The following is a 14,497-nucleotide window of genomic DNA, read 5'->3' as shown; positions in this document are numbered from 1 at the left end:
CCGCCAGCGTTCAATCTGAGCCATGATCAAACTCTTCAATTAAAAGTTTTTTGTCTTTCGACAGCTCAATGAATTCTGAATTTATTTAATATCTTTCGATATTGAATTGACTGTGCCGAAGCAACCTATAAATAAGTTACTTCTGTTGGTCACTCAGTTTCAATTGAGACTCTAAATTTTTTGCCTTGCTTAGCTATCTAAAAGAAAGTTAAGCTCGGCTGTTAGAACTCAATCTGTACGAGTGCCCACACAGATGATTGCTTTATATTGTTAAAGAACGTTGCGATTAAAGTTAAACTTTATCTCGCTAGGGCTGCGCATATTACGCTTTCCTATTTTTTTGTCAACACTTAATTTTAAACTTTATTAAAAATCTAAACTTAAGTTTTACTCGACTAACTGATTAACTCTTGCCTCGCTAAGCGTTGCTGTCTGCCGTCTCAGTGGGGTCGCATTATAGGGAGATCCAAAAACAGATCAACCTTTTTTTGAAGAAAACTTAAAATAAAACACTGTTCGCTGAGTATTTAAGCTAAACGCTCAAAAACAACACTAAACTAGACTGTTTTTAACTATATAAGTGCAAGTTAAATGAAGAAACCCAGATTCAATCTTTAATCGAAAAAACGATCCACTACTGAAATGATCAATATTTTGATCAAATGACCTAAGTTTATAATCTTTACCTATGTATATTGTTAATAACTTATGAGGGTCAAACACTGACAGTCGCAGTTATCACGCATTTAAATCATAGGTAAAAGTAGACTCTATAGATTTATACAGCTACATATTCAGTAGCAAGATAACTTTCAAAGCTATAAATGTTATTACCGACCATGAAATTTAAATTAACAAGCTAGTTGAATAACAAATGGTTATTAAGGGAAGTAGATTCTAGTGACGCTTAGTGGGCTTACAAAGATGTTGGTTTGATAATGGTATAGTTGAAATGTTGCGCTATATACAGGGATACTGATAGCGATATTATTTTTTGCCAAATTTTAGATATTAAAAAGCCGAGCTTATGCTCGGCTTTTTGGTGTCTTTAAGACTTACTCAGCAGACTGCGCGTCTTCTTGAACTTCTTCGTTCGCAGATGTGCGACCTACTAGTTCAATATAAGCCATTGGTGCATTGTCACCAGCACGGAAGCCACACTTAATAATACGAGTGTAACCACCTGGACGGTCTGTATTGCGAGGACCGATTTCACTGAACAACTTACCAACTACTTCTTTATCACGCGTGCGAGCAAACGCTAAACGGCGATTTGCTACACTGTCAGTCTTAGCCAGTGTGATTAAAGGTTCAATTACACGACGTAACTCTTTCGCTTTTGGCAAAGTAGTTTTGATGATTTCATGTTTCACCAAAGAACCTGCCATATTGCTGAACATCGCTTTACGATGGCTGCTGTTACGGTTTAATTGACGACCACTCTTACGATGGCGCATGACCCTATCCTTCTAACTAAACTAATATAGTGATTTAGATTATTCAGCTAGGCTTGCAGGTGGCCAATTTTCTAGGCGCATACCTAGAGATAGACCACGTGAAGCTAGCACGTCTTTAATTTCAGTCAGAGACTTCTTGCCTAAGTTAGGCGTTTTAAGAAGCTCGACTTCTGTGCGCTGAACTAAATCACCGATATATTGAATTTGCTCGGCTTTCAAACAGTTTGCTGAACGCACTGTTAGTTCAAGATCATCAACTGGACGAAGTAGAATAGGATCGAATTCTGGCTTCTCTTCTTTCTCTTCTGGCTCAGTAACATCACGTAAGTCTACGAATGCTTCTAGCTGCTCAGCTAAGATAGTCGACGCACGGCGGATCGCTTCTTCTGGATCTATAGTGCCGTTTGTTTCCATATCAATGATTAACTTGTCTAAGTCTGTACGTTGTTCAACACGTGCTGATTCAACCGAGTACGCAATACGTTCAACTGGGCTAAATGATGCATCAAGCAACAATCTACCAATTGGACGCTCATCGTCATCAGAGGATAAACGGCTAGATGCCGGCACATACCCACGACCACGTTCAACACGAATTCGCATGCTGATCGCACTATTATCTGCCGTTAAATGACAAATAATATGATCTGGGTTGGCAATGGTTACATCGCCGTCGTGCTGAATATCAGCCGCAGTCACAGGGCCTACACCAGACTTAGTCAGGGTAAGAAAAACTTCATCTTTACCTTCCAAAGTAACTGCTAGACCTTTAAGATTTAACAGAATTTCAATGATGTCTTCTTGTACGCCTTCTTTCGCGCTGTATTCGTGCAACACACCGTCGATTTCAACTTCGGTTACTGCACATCCTGGCATTGACGAAAGAAGTATACGGCGTAAGGCATTCCCAAGAGTATGACCGAAGCCACGCTCTAATGGCTCTAAAACTACTTTAGAACGAGTTGGGTTAATAGCGTCGATATCGACTAACCTTGGTTTTAGAAATTCTGTAACAGAACCCTGCATTTTATCCTCTCTTAACTCTTAACTTTACTTAGAGTAAAGTTCGACGATTAGTTGTTCATTGATGTCCGCAGACAGGTCTGAACGCTCTGGTAGGCGTTTGAAATTACCTTCCATTTTCTTACCGTCAACTTCAACCCAAGTCGGTTTTTCACGTTGCTCGGCTAGTTCTAGAGCAGCGATGATACGAGCTTGTGTCTTAGACTTTTCACGGATAACTACTACATCTTCTGGAGTAATTACGAATGAAGGAATGTTCACTACACGACCATTAACTAAAACCGCTTTGTGGCTTACTAACTGACGTGCTTCAGCACGTGTGCTTGCAAAACCCATGCGGTATACAACATTGTCTAAACGTTGCTCTAAAAGCTGTAACAAGTTTTCACCTGTGTTGCCCTTAAGGCGAGCAGCTTCTTTGTAGTAGTTACGGAATTGCTTTTCTAATACACCGTAGATACGACGTACTTTTTGCTTTTCACGTAATTGTAAACCGTAATCAGATAAGCGACCTTTACGAGCGCCGTGCTGACCAGGTGCAGTCTCAAGTTTACACTTAGAGTCGATAGCTCTTACGCCGCTCTTAAGGAACAGGTCAGTACCTTCACGACGACTCAGCTTGAGCTTAGGGCCCAAATATCTTGCCATGTTATTTCTCCTAACCTATTGTTAAACGCGACGTTTCTTCGGTGGACGACAACCATTGTGTGGTATTGGCGTCACGTCAGTAATGTTGGTGATACGGTAACCAGCAGCATTCAAAGCACGTACAGCAGATTCACGACCTGGACCTGGACCTTTGATGAAAACTTCTAGATTTTTTAAACCGTATTCTTGAGCAGCAGTACCTGCACGCTCTGCAGCAACCTGAGCAGCGAATGGTGTAGATTTACGTGAACCACGGAAACCTGAACCACCGGCAGTAGCCCATGATAGTGCATTACCTTGACGGTCGGTAATTGTAACAATAGTGTTGTTGAAAGAAGCATGAACATGAGCCATACCATCAGCAACTTGCTTTTTAACCTTTTTACGACGAATTGGTGTCTTAGCCATAATACTATCCCCTTATCGCTTAATAGGCTTACGAGGACCCTTACGGGTACGCGCGTTAGTCTTTGTTCTTTGACCACGTAGTGGTAAAGAGCGACGGTGACGTAGGCCACGGTAACAACCAAGGTCCATAAGGCGCTTGATATTCAAAGTAACTTCACGACGAAGATCACCTTCTACAGTGTACTTGCCAACTGCTTCACGCAATACGTCAAGTGTTTCGTCTGAAAGTTCACCGATTTTTGTGGTTTCGGCGATACCAGTCGCTACTAAGATAGCCTTAGAGCGAGTCTTACCTATGCCATAAATAGCTGTTAAACCAATAACTGCATGTTTATGATCAGGGACGTTAATGCCAGCGATACGGGCCACTAACACATCTCCTATATTTGAATTCGGTTATCATCTGTTTGAAGAGCCCGTAAGGATACTCAAACGAAGACCAAATCACAACTGAAAACACAGGCCGAGAAACCTCAGCCTGCACGACTTATAAATTAACCTTGCCTTTGCTTATGCTTAGGCTCACTGCAAATTACACGTACAACACCGGCACGTTTAATAACTTTACAGTTACGGCATATTTTCTTAACGGAAGCACGTACTTTCATTGCTCAACTCCGTAAACTGACCTTATCGACCGTAGCCTTTAAGGTTCGCTTTTTTCAGCACAGAATCATATTGATGAGACATCATATGAGTCTGTACTTGTGCCATAAAGTCCATGATCACAACAACGATAATCAAAATTGATGTACCGCCGAAGTAGAATGGCGTTTGCCATGCCATGGTCATGAATTCGGGCACCAGACAGATAAAGGTTATATACAAAGCACCTGCCAATGTCAGGCGTGTCATCACTTTATCAATGTATTTCGATGTCTGCTCGCCTGGACGAATACCTGGGATAAATGCGCCAGATTTTTTCAGGTTATCTGCTGTTTCACGTGGGTTAAAAACCAACGCTGTGTAGAAAAAGCAGAAGAAGATAATAGCCGCAGCTAAAACTATTGCATACAAAGGCTGACCTGGAGTCAACGTTGTAGCAATCGCTTGTAGCACATCAGCGACAGGACCTTCACCCTGGCCGAACCAGCTGGCAATAGTACCAGGGAACAGAATTATACTGCTAGCAAAGATTGGTGGAATAACACCCGCCATGTTTACTTTTAGTGGTAAATGCGTGCTTTGGGCAGCAAATACTTGACGACCTTGTTGGCGCTTTGCGTAGTTAACGACGATACGACGTTGTCCACGTTCAAAGAACACTACAAGATAAGTAACAGCGAATACGATTACCGCAATCAATAACAGTGCTAAAACATGTAAATCACCTTGGCGCGCCATTTCGGCTGTCGAACCAATAGCAGACGGCAGGTTAGCTACAATACCAACAAATATTAGAACTGAGATACCGTTACCGATACCACGTTCAGTTATTTGCTCGCCCAACCACATCAGGAACATAGTACCAGTTACTAAACTCACCACTGCGGTGAAGTAGAAACCGAGACCTGGGTTAACAACTAACCCGTCCATCATACCCGGTAAGCTTGTCGCAATACCGATCGATTGGATAGTAGCAAGCAAGAGCGTGCCGTAGCGTGTGTACTGGCTAATTTTCTTACGACCTTGTTCACCTTCTTTCTTAAGCTCTATAAACGGAGGATACATATGCGTTAATAGTTGCGTAATAATTGAAGCTGTGATGTAAGGCATTATACCCAGTGCTAACACCGAAGCGCGCTCAAGCGCACCACCGCTGAACATGTTGAACATTTCAACAATGGTGCCCTTTTGTTGCTCGAAGAAATCGGCAAGTACAGCGGCGTCAATCCCAGGGATTGGCACAAATGAACCTAGACGGTAAATAATGATAGCGCCCAATACGAATAGTAATCGACGTTTCAATTCCGAAAGCCCACTTTGTGCACTTTGTGTATCTTGACCTGGTTTAGCCATTAGTACTTCCTTAGTCTTCTACCTTGCCTCCGGCGGCTTCGATAGCTTCGCGAGCACCTTTAGAGGCTTTAAGGCCTTTAACGGTAACAGCGCGTGAAACTTCGCCAGATTTAACAACTTTAACGAACAGAACGTTCTTTTTAACTAGACCAGCTGCCTGTAGCGTACCTAGGTCTACCACATCGCCTTCAACTTTAGCGATCTCGTATAGGTTTATTTCTGCAGATACTAAAGATTTGCGAGAAGTGAAACCAAACTTAGGTAGACGACGTTGCATAGGCATTTGACCGCCTTCAAAACCAACGCGTACTTTACCGCCAGAACGTGACTTTTGACCTTTGTGACCACGGCCACCAGTCTTACCTAGACCAGAACCGATACCACGACCAACACGTTTACCAGCAGATTTAGAACCTGCAGCAGGAGAAAGTGTATTCAAATGCATTCGAATTACCCCTCAACCTTAACCATGTATGAAACTTGGTTGATCATACCACGTACACATGCTGTGTCTTCTAACTCAACAGTGTGATTGATACGACGTAAACCAAGACCGCGTAATGTAGCTTTATGTTTCGGTAAACGACCGATAGAGCTCTTTACTTGTGTTACTTTTACAGTTTTATTAGCCATGGTTTACCCCAGAATCTCGTCTACTCGAAGACCACGTTTTGCAGCGATCGACTGAGGAGAATTCATATTCTCAAGAGCTGAGATCGTTGCACGTACAACGTTGATCGGGTTAGTAGAACCGTAACATTTAGAAAGTACGTTCTGCACACCAGTAACTTCTAGTACTGCACGCATAGCACCACCTGCGATGATACCAGTACCTTCAGATGCTGGTTTCATAAACACAAGAGAGCCAGCATGACGTCCTTTAACAGGATGCTGTAATGTGTTGCCATTTAGGTCTACGTTGATCATGTTACGACGTGCTTTTTCCATTGCTTTTTGAATAGCAGCTGGAACTTCACGTGCTTTACCATAACCGAAACCTACTTTACCTGCGCCGTCACCAACTACAGTTAGTGCAGTGAAGCTAAAGATACGACCACCTTTAACTACTTTAGACACACGGTTCACCGCGATTAGCTTTTCAGCTAGATCAGGCTGTTGTTGCTTTGCTTCTACGTTAGCCATTGTCTACTCCTAGAATTGCAAACCGGCTTCACGCGCAGCATCTGCTAGCGCCTTCACACGGCCGTGATATTTAAAGCCACTGCGATCAAAAGCAATCTTTTCGATGCCTTTGTCAGCCGCACGTTCAGCAACCGCTTTACCAACTGCTTGCGCAGCTGCAACGTTGCCTGTGCCTTTAACTGTTTCGCTAATAGCTTTCTCAACAGTAGAAGCAGCAGCCAGTACATTACCCTCAGCGTTTACAACTTGAGCGTAAATGTGACGTGGCGTGCGGTGGATAACAAGACGCGTTGTGCCTTGTTCAATATAATTTCTACGAGTGCGTTTAGCACGACGTAGACGAGCTGTTTTTTTATCCATCGTCTTACCTTACTTCTTCTTAGCCTCTTTACGGCGTACATTCTCATCTGAATAACGAACACCTTTACCTTTATAAGGCTCAGGTTTACGGTATGCACGAATGTTAGCAGCTGTTTGACCAACTAACTGCTTATCTACGCCCTTAACTAGAACTTCTGTTTGGCTTGGAGTTTCAATCGTAATTCCTTCAGGAACTGCGAAATTAACTGGGTGTGAGAAACCAAGAGTTAAATCTAATGTTTTACCCTTAGCTGCAGCACGGTAACCAACGCCTACTAACTGAAGTTTCTTCTCGTAACCTTCATGCGTACCAACAATCATATTGTTGATTAGAGCGCGAGCAGTACCTGCTTGTGCCCATGCATTGGCTACGCCTTCACGAGGTAAAGTTGTAATAACGTTGTCGTTAAGTTGTACTTCAACTGCAGAGTTGATAGTACGCGTTAATTCGCCGTTTTTGCCTTTAACTGTGATGTCCTGGCCTTTTAATGTAACTTCTACACCGGCAGGAACATTAATTGGTGCCTTTGCTATGCGAGACATAGTTCCCCTCCGATTAAGCTACAAAACCAATGATTTCACCACCAACACCAGCACTACGTGCGGCGCGGTCTGTCATTAGGCCTTTAGAAGTTGATACGATAGCGATACCTAGACCACCCATTACCTTTGGTAATTCGTCACGTCTCTTATAGATACGCAAACCAGGGCGGCTAACACGCTGGATATTTTCAATAACAGCTTTGCCTTCGAAGTATTTCAACTCGATAGAAAGCTCAGGTTTAACATCACCGCTGATTGTGAAATCAACGATATAACCTTCATCTTTTAATACTTTAGCTAATGCTACTTTCAGCTTTGAATTAGGCATCGTTACAGATACTTTTTTCGCTGACTGACCGTTACGAATTCGTGTAAACAAATCCGCGATAGGATCTTGCAAGCTCATAGTCTTACTCCCGTGATTCTATTACCAGCTAGCCTTTTTAAGGCCAGGAATTTCACCGCGCATAGCTGCTTCGCGAACTTTGATACGGCTCATGCCGAATTTGCGAAGGTAACCATGTGGGCGGCCCGTAATGTTACAACGATTACGTTGACGTGCAGGGCTAGAATCACGTGGTAAAGCTTGTAGCTTAAGTACCGCGTCCCAACGATCATCGTCAGATGTTTTCACATCACTGATGATAGCTTTTAGTGCTGCGCGCTTTTCAGCGAACTGAGCAACTAATTTCGTGCGCTTTGCTTCGCGCGCTTTCATAGAATTCTTTGCCATAACCCTACCCTTATTTCTTGAATGGGAAGTTAAACGCTTCTAACAACGCACGGCCTTCCTCATCTGTTTTCGCAGATGTAGTGATTGTGATATCCATACCGCGTACGCGGTCTACTTTATCATAATCAATTTCTGGGAAGATGATTTGTTCACGTACGCCCATGCTGTAGTTACCACGTCCATCAAAAGACTTAGCACTTACACCACGGAAGTCACGGATACGTGGGATAGCGATTGAAACCAAACGCTCAAAAAAGTCCCACATACGCTCGCCGCGTAGGGTTACTTTACAACCAATTGGGTAGCCTTCACGTACTTTAAAGCCAGCAACAGATTTGCGTGCTTTAGTAATGAGTGGCTTCTGACCAGCGATTGCTTCTAGATCCGCAACAGCGTTGTCTAGAATTTTCTTGTCAGCTAGGGCTTCGCCCACGCCCATATTCAATGTGATCTTTTCGATCTGAGGGACTTGCATGACAGAGCTGAAACCAAACTTCTCTTGAAGTTCAGCAACTACTTTGTCTTTATATACTTCATGCAGTTTCGCCATCATTCTACTCCAACTATTAGATAGTTTTACCAGTAGATTTAAAGATACGTAATTTCTTACCATCTTCAATCTTGAAACCTACACGATCTGCTTTACTCGTTTCCGAGTTGAAGATCGCAACGTTTGATACGTCAATAGACGCTTCTTTCTCAACAATACCACCTGGCTGGTTCAATTGTGGAACCGGCTTTTGGTGCTTCTTGATTAAGTTAATGCCTTCGACAAATACTCGACCAGACTCGGTAACAACTGAAAGCACTTTGCCGCGCTTACCTTTGTCTTTACCTGCTAGAACGATTACTTCGTCATCACGACGGATTTTTGCTGCCATGATTGACTCCTTACAGTACTTCTGGGGCTAGTGAAACGATTTTCATGAACTTATCATTACGAAGTTCGCGAGTCACAGGGCCGAAAATACGTGTACCAATTGGCTGCAAGTTATCATTTAAGATAACAGCCGCATTGCTGTCAAAACGGATCAAAGAACCATCTGGACGACGAACGCCTTTCTTAGTACGCACAACTACCGCGTTTTTAACATCACCTTTCTTCACTTTACCGCGAGGAATCGCTTCTTTAACAGAAACTTTAATGATGTCACCAATCGCTGCATAACGACGGTGCGAACCGCCTAAGACTTTAATACACTGCACTTTGCGAGCGCCGCTGTTATCAGCAACTTCCAGCTGAGTTTGCATTTGGATCATGTTAATGACCTCCGGTGTAGTTATTACAACTGTCTTAAATTTGTTTAAAATCAAGACATTTAGGTTAAAAACCACTCAAAAAACAATCTAGTTGTCTCCCAAGGGCGGGCAATTGTATCAGCATTGCGGGGGTAGTGGTAGGTTATTTTTTAATTAATTTAGAATAACGAGGATGGTTGTTTTGTCGATGAAACATATTTTGCTATTTTAGCATTGATTATAAAACAATCAGGGCAATTTTATGCCCTGATTGTTTTATCACCGAATAAAATCGGCATTATTTGCCAAACAAACCTTTTAACTTATCTTTAATTTTATCTTTCGCTTTTTCTTTTACTTCATCTTCTGCCGCTTTGCTTACATCTAAGCTGATGCCAACATCATGAAATGGTCCTTTGATTCGTACTGGAATTTTAAAGCCGGTACTATCATCTTTGGTCCCCTGCCCTTCGAGTGAATCGACTATGCCTGTCACTAAGCGGTAGTTAACTGTCGTTGCGGGTAGATTAACATCCCCTTCACCACTAATACGTACTAATGGACTTAACAAACTCAGATCTGTGTTTTTACCTACGCCATTGGTAAAGTTAAAGCTACCCGTTAGCGCAGAGAAGTCAGTTTGCTGGGAATTATCAAAGCCAGTATCTAGCCCTTCGGATATTGCACCAAAGTTACCCTTAATTAGCTCTTTGCCTTTGCGAACCATTTCAGCAATGTTGGCGCCTTTTACTGCACCATCGGCAAATTCAAATGCTAGTTTACCCTGTAGGGCACTCATAAAGTCTTTTTGGCTCTGACCTGATGTTGCTAAGTCCCAATTGAGTGAGCCTTTGCCCATTAGCTTATCGAAGCCAGCGGCATCTGTCAGCAATGGTTGTGCGTCTATTTTATCTAACGAGAAGTTGGTGCTGATTTTGTAAGGAGCTTGTTTCGCATTAACTGTTACAGTGCCTTTACCATTACCTTCGTAGGCGGCAAACTTATCTAGGCTAATTTTCGCTACGCCTTTGTTAAGGTTTACAGTGAATTGATTAGCGCCAAGTTTGATTTCATTTGCTTTTAAGCCACTTGAACGGATCACCACATTCGCATCTAAGGCATTTAAGCCACTTAAATCCATTTTTGTGTCATCCCATACAATTGGTTTGGCTGGCTCGTCACTTTTAGGTTCTGGTTTCTCTGCTGGCGCTACCACCTCAGGTAAGTAAGGATTTAAGTCCAGCATACCTAAATCGATGTCAGCATTAACGGCTAAACGCTTACCTAAATTAAGCTCGCTTTTTCCTTTGATCTCTAATGCATCAAGAGTGGCGACTAATTCAGCTAGGTTGAACTTATCACCTTGCATACGCATTTTGCCGCTAACACTAAATGCATTAAAGGCGCTTTCTTTAGCGTTCAGCTCGACTCCCTGCCATTTAGCAATGTCTTTTACTGAATCACCACTGAGCGCTAATTGACCTTGAATCTCTTTACCTTGACCGGCTATTAAGCCTTTAAACTCAACATCAACTAACTTTGAAGTGACATCAGTTGTCACATTAAATGTATCACCTGCTATTGCTTTAGCTGGGTTATCAACTGTTACATCAAGCTCAAAGCGCTCTTGCATATAAGTGATCCCACCTTTGACTTCGAGTGATTTATGCAGTGAAGGCAGTAAGATAGCCAATTCTAAATCGCTAATTTGCTGTTTAGCTCCCGTTTGACCATCTAAATAAGTAAACGACCCACCATATATAGCTACTTCACCTAATTGAATATCAAATTTTTCAGGTAGTTTGACTGCCTCACCTGCTTGAGTTTGCTGCTCAGATTTCGTAGCTACTGCATCAAATAACTGCCAGTTAGCTTTACCATTTTTATCTGTTTCAAGCAGAATATTGGGTTCATTGATCACAAACTTTTCTAGTTTAAGTTCACCACCAAATAGCGAAAACCAAGGAATATGAACTGCAAGTTGCTGCATGCTTGCCATATCTGCACGTGAGCCAGTTTTCATATTGGCAAAATGCACATCTTCAAGTTCAAGCTTCAAAGAAGGAAAAACGGATAATGTTTTATCGCCTTTAATAGTTAAAGTACGCCCAGTGGTTTGCTCAACCTGCTCAGAGACTTTATTAAAAATGGCATCGGTTGGAATTAAAAACGGTGCAGCAATAATTAAAGCAACAAGCAATAATAATATGACACCAATAACTTTAAATAAGGTCTTCATGATGGTCCTTTCAAATGTGCAAATAATGTTCTTATCATAGCGGGAGTTAGCATTAAAATCATTGTGCAACGAAGAAAAATGCAATTTCCTGCATTCTACAGTGAATATATGAATTGTTACTGAAACATTTTGATACCTTTAGCTGCAAAACCATATAGCTGAATTTCGCAAAGCCGCGGGGCTTTCACAGCAAGAGCTAGCCGATGCTAGCGCCGTTTCACGCAAAACAATCAGCACGGTCGAAACATCACGCTTTACACCTTCAGTGATCATTGCATTGAAGATAGCTCGGCAGTTTGAAACTACTGTAGAGCAGTTATTTTCACTTGAATAAGCAGATTAAACCCTTTAAATGCAATCTTGTGCAGATTTAACTTATCAAGATTGCATCCCCTGTATTCTTCGGTATGATGCACAGCCCTGTTGTTTTAAGACGTTTTGCGCTAAAATTAAACAACTGAAAAATGTATTTAACCGGAGTACCATCAGGCATGAAAAAATTGCTCATTTCACCTTCACAAATGGCATTAGGCGAACAAGAAGGCCATATTTATCAAAATATTCTAAAGCAGGCTTCTGAAATCAGCTTAAACCTGATGGCGGTGAAAATAGAAAATCATCCTGAAGACTTCTTAGGTTGGTGCTATGAACTACTTAATGCTAGCCGTGACCGTATTAATCATGATTTACTCGAAACCAATCAATTACCAATTTTAAAAAAGCTTAATGACTTATTAGTTTCAGCAATTAGCTTCTTACAATTGAAAACATTACGCGTAGCGCCTTGGCCTGTAGTTAGTGTATTTATAGAGCAGCATAAAGATGTGTTAGCCCTTGATGAACAGTTACGCCTTGCCAACTATATAGCTGGTATTCGCGAGCAATCACTGAAAGAGATGATCCCTGAAGATTTATTAGCATTTAGTGGTAAACATACTTCTGCACTGGATCCAAGTAGTTATAATTTTGATGTCGAATGGTTTAGCTCTACTAAAAGCGCCAAAGCTTTTCATCAAATGCTTGCCGACCTGCCGGCATTATTTGATGAAGCATTAGCACATATACCTTTAGAAGGTGAAGTAACTGAAGCTGATTACCAAGAATTTGTGGTCAAATATTTAAAAGCCTTTACTGATAGCAATGAAAAGCCAACGCTTGCACCGGCAACTCGTCTATTAGCAATGCGCCGCCCAGATGTTTTTACACCAATTAATAACACCCGTTTAGATGCACTTTGTTCAGCATTGGCTATTACTAAATTAAATAATCGTGACTTTGCGCGTTATTGGCAGGATATTGTCCAAGCAGTTCATGGTATGTCTTGGTTTAAAATGGCAAGTGGTGACAGCGAGCTGGATCAACAACTTGTTGCAATCAAAGCATTAATTCCGTGCTTTTTCTATCATGCAGACAAAAACACGCCTGAAAACTCTAACTACATCAAGTTATTGAGCAAGCCAAAGCGTACAACTACCACTGGCACTAGAAAAGTGCGTCGTGGTAAAGAGTCTGCTGAAATACTTGTTGATCGCGCACTTGCTGCTGACGATATGCCTGAGCATATTCGCGCAAAGCGTGATTCAATTATCAGCGAAGTACAAAAAGGCCGTGGCGTGAACGAAACAATCAGCCTAATGCGTACTATTTTTGGTTAAACCACAGTAAAAAATACAAAAACCCGCTGCAACTGAGTTGTGCATGCGGGTTTTTTTACGCACCAATAAAGTGCGCAAGCTTCGTAAAAAACAATCTCCTCCTTTCACTATAAATATTTATACCTTTGTTTATAAAGTAATTTAAATATAAATTATTGCTTTTCATTTAACTTGGCACAAGCAGTGCTATTACCCTAGTAGACAACTAAAAATAGGATCCGCAATTATAGACTGCAATCTAATTAATAATTGCGAGCCAAAAAATCAGCATAACAACAGGATACCAAACATGTTAAAACTAAAATCAGCAATTGCGATCAGCACACTTGTACTCATGGGTGCAACATCTACAGCAGCATATGCAGAAGTAACAGCCAATGCCGCAGCAACTTCAAACTACTTATGGCGTGGTCAAGAACAAACCGGTGGTGATGCTGCAATTTCAGGTGGTATTGATTATGCCAACGAATCAGGTTTTTATGCTGGTACTTGGGCTTCAAATGCAAGCTGGGCCGATGAAATGACCTACGAGCTTGATCTCTATGCTGGTTTTGGTGGCGATATTAATGAAAATATGAGCTATGACGTTGGCTACATCTATTACGCTTACCCTGATGCAGCTTCTGGCGCAGACGCTGATTTTTCTGAAATTTACGGTAGCATCAGTATGGGTGGCTTTAGCTTTGGCGCATCAGTTCTTGCAACTTCAGCCGCAAGCGGTGATGGCACAGACTTTGGTGATTCGTTATACCTGACTGCAGATTACGGTTTCGCAGTTGGTACTAATGGCACTGAAATGGCCTTACACTTAGGCCACTACTCTGGTGATTTTATTGGTGATGACGATATCATCGATTACGGTGTATCTATCTCTAAAGATGGCTTCACTTTTGGTCTATCAGATACCGATATGGATGACAGTGATATTAAGGCTTACGTTGCTTTTTCAATGGACTTTAGCCTATAAAAAGAATGTGTTACTTGCTGCAACACTAAGGGCCGTAAGGCCCTTTCTCGATCTTGGTAAGCGGTAAGCGGCTAAGTTCATATTTTATATCAAGACTTACCCTCAACTCAGACTGCTTATAGC

At 41.8% G+C, this 14,497-nt stretch carries 21 protein-coding genes; 3 read left to right on the top strand and 18 right to left on the bottom strand.

Annotation, left to right across the window (positions count from 1 at the left end; all coding sequences use genetic code 11):
• Nucleotides 1-1,055 precede the first annotated feature (1,055 nt).
• From rplQ to H5154_RS18535, 18 genes are all read right to left on the bottom strand, one after another.
• Nucleotides 1,056-1,457: a 50S ribosomal protein L17 gene (gene rplQ / locus H5154_RS18620; RefSeq protein WP_016710207.1), complete on the bottom strand. Its 402-nt coding sequence runs from the start codon at nt 1,455-1,457 to the stop codon at nt 1,056-1,058.
• 39 nt (nt 1,458-1,496) lie between these two features.
• Complete coding sequence (locus H5154_RS18615) at nt 1,497-2,483, bottom strand: DNA-directed RNA polymerase subunit alpha (RefSeq protein ID WP_145241913.1); 987 nt, start codon at nt 2,481-2,483, stop codon at nt 1,497-1,499.
• Between the two features lie 24 nt (nt 2,484-2,507).
• Complete coding sequence (rpsD, locus tag H5154_RS18610; RefSeq protein WP_016710205.1) at nt 2,508-3,128, bottom strand: 30S ribosomal protein S4; 621 nt, start codon at nt 3,126-3,128, stop codon at nt 2,508-2,510.
• Between the two features lie 21 nt (nt 3,129-3,149).
• Nucleotides 3,150-3,536 (bottom strand): 30S ribosomal protein S11, encoded by a 387-nt coding sequence (gene rpsK / locus H5154_RS18605; RefSeq protein WP_002959471.1) that lies wholly within the window; start codon nt 3,534-3,536, stop codon nt 3,150-3,152.
• A 12-nt stretch (nt 3,537-3,548) separates the two neighbouring features.
• Complete coding sequence (rpsM, locus tag H5154_RS18600) at nt 3,549-3,905, bottom strand: 30S ribosomal protein S13 (RefSeq protein ID WP_145241916.1); 357 nt, start codon at nt 3,903-3,905, stop codon at nt 3,549-3,551.
• 125 nt (nt 3,906-4,030) lie between these two features.
• A complete protein-coding gene (gene rpmJ, locus H5154_RS18595) occupies nt 4,031-4,144 on the bottom strand; it encodes a 50S ribosomal protein L36 (protein WP_002959476.1) in 114 nt (37 codons plus the stop codon).
• A gap of 22 nt (nt 4,145-4,166) precedes the next feature.
• Entirely contained in the window at nt 4,167-5,495 is a 1,329-nt protein-coding gene (secY, locus tag H5154_RS18590; RefSeq protein ID WP_145241918.1) for a preprotein translocase subunit SecY, read from the bottom strand.
• A gap of 10 nt (nt 5,496-5,505) precedes the next feature.
• Complete coding sequence (rplO, locus tag H5154_RS18585; RefSeq protein ID WP_064668467.1) at nt 5,506-5,940, bottom strand: 50S ribosomal protein L15; 435 nt, start codon at nt 5,938-5,940, stop codon at nt 5,506-5,508.
• Between the two features lie 5 nt (nt 5,941-5,945).
• Nucleotides 5,946-6,128: a 50S ribosomal protein L30 gene (rpmD, locus tag H5154_RS18580; protein ID WP_016710201.1), complete on the bottom strand. Its 183-nt coding sequence runs from the start codon at nt 6,126-6,128 to the stop codon at nt 5,946-5,948.
• A 3-nt stretch (nt 6,129-6,131) separates the two neighbouring features.
• Nucleotides 6,132-6,638 carry a 30S ribosomal protein S5 gene (gene rpsE / locus H5154_RS18575; RefSeq protein ID WP_002959485.1) on the bottom strand — a complete coding sequence of 169 codons (507 nt, stop codon included), beginning with the start codon at nt 6,636-6,638 and terminating at the stop codon, nt 6,132-6,134.
• A gap of 9 nt (nt 6,639-6,647) precedes the next feature.
• On the bottom strand, nt 6,648-6,998 hold the full coding sequence (gene rplR, locus H5154_RS18570) for a 50S ribosomal protein L18 (protein WP_008115388.1): 351 nt from the start codon (nt 6,996-6,998) through the stop codon (nt 6,648-6,650).
• A gap of 9 nt (nt 6,999-7,007) precedes the next feature.
• Nucleotides 7,008-7,541, bottom strand: coding sequence for a 50S ribosomal protein L6 (gene rplF / locus H5154_RS18565; protein ID WP_145241920.1), 534 nt, complete (start codon nt 7,539-7,541; stop codon nt 7,008-7,010).
• A gap of 13 nt (nt 7,542-7,554) precedes the next feature.
• Entirely contained in the window at nt 7,555-7,947 is a 393-nt protein-coding gene (gene rpsH, locus H5154_RS18560) for a 30S ribosomal protein S8 (RefSeq protein ID WP_145241923.1), read from the bottom strand.
• A 21-nt stretch (nt 7,948-7,968) separates the two neighbouring features.
• Nucleotides 7,969-8,274 (bottom strand): 30S ribosomal protein S14, encoded by a 306-nt coding sequence (gene rpsN, locus H5154_RS18555; RefSeq protein ID WP_058562128.1) that lies wholly within the window; start codon nt 8,272-8,274, stop codon nt 7,969-7,971.
• Nucleotides 8,275-8,284: 10 nt separating this feature from the next.
• Nucleotides 8,285-8,824, bottom strand: coding sequence for a 50S ribosomal protein L5 (gene rplE, locus H5154_RS18550; RefSeq protein ID WP_016710195.1), 540 nt, complete (start codon nt 8,822-8,824; stop codon nt 8,285-8,287).
• Between the two features lie 16 nt (nt 8,825-8,840).
• Nucleotides 8,841-9,155 (bottom strand): 50S ribosomal protein L24, encoded by a 315-nt coding sequence (rplX, locus tag H5154_RS18545; RefSeq protein WP_016710194.1) that lies wholly within the window; start codon nt 9,153-9,155, stop codon nt 8,841-8,843.
• A gap of 10 nt (nt 9,156-9,165) precedes the next feature.
• The gene (gene rplN, locus H5154_RS18540) at nt 9,166-9,534 is read right to left on the bottom strand and encodes a 50S ribosomal protein L14 (RefSeq protein ID WP_011329449.1); all 369 of its coding nucleotides are present in this window, start codon (nt 9,532-9,534) and stop codon (nt 9,166-9,168) included.
• A gap of 277 nt (nt 9,535-9,811) precedes the next feature.
• Nucleotides 9,812-11,752, bottom strand: coding sequence for an AsmA family protein (locus tag H5154_RS18535; RefSeq protein WP_182719226.1), 1,941 nt, complete (start codon nt 11,750-11,752; stop codon nt 9,812-9,814).
• Between the two features lie 142 nt (nt 11,753-11,894).
• Between H5154_RS18535 and H5154_RS18530 the strand changes: the two genes are divergently transcribed.
• From H5154_RS18530 to H5154_RS18520, 3 genes are all read left to right on the top strand, one after another.
• Nucleotides 11,895-12,086: a helix-turn-helix transcriptional regulator gene (locus tag H5154_RS18530; protein WP_182719227.1), complete on the top strand. Its 192-nt coding sequence runs from the start codon at nt 11,895-11,897 to the stop codon at nt 12,084-12,086.
• A gap of 157 nt (nt 12,087-12,243) precedes the next feature.
• Nucleotides 12,244-13,407, top strand: a complete 1,164-nt coding sequence (locus H5154_RS18525; protein WP_145241931.1) for a hypothetical protein — start codon at nt 12,244-12,246, stop codon at nt 13,405-13,407.
• Nucleotides 13,408-13,696: 289 nt separating this feature from the next.
• Entirely contained in the window at nt 13,697-14,374 is a 678-nt protein-coding gene (locus H5154_RS18520) for a TorF family putative porin (protein WP_145241933.1), read from the top strand.
• Nucleotides 14,375-14,497: the final 123 nt, after the last annotated feature.

The organism is Pseudoalteromonas sp. SR44-5, from assembly GCF_014163675.1.
GTDB classification, from domain to species: Bacteria; Pseudomonadota; Gammaproteobacteria; order Enterobacterales; family Alteromonadaceae; genus Pseudoalteromonas; species Pseudoalteromonas rhizosphaerae.
This window is presented reverse-complemented; position numbering and strand designations above follow the sequence as displayed.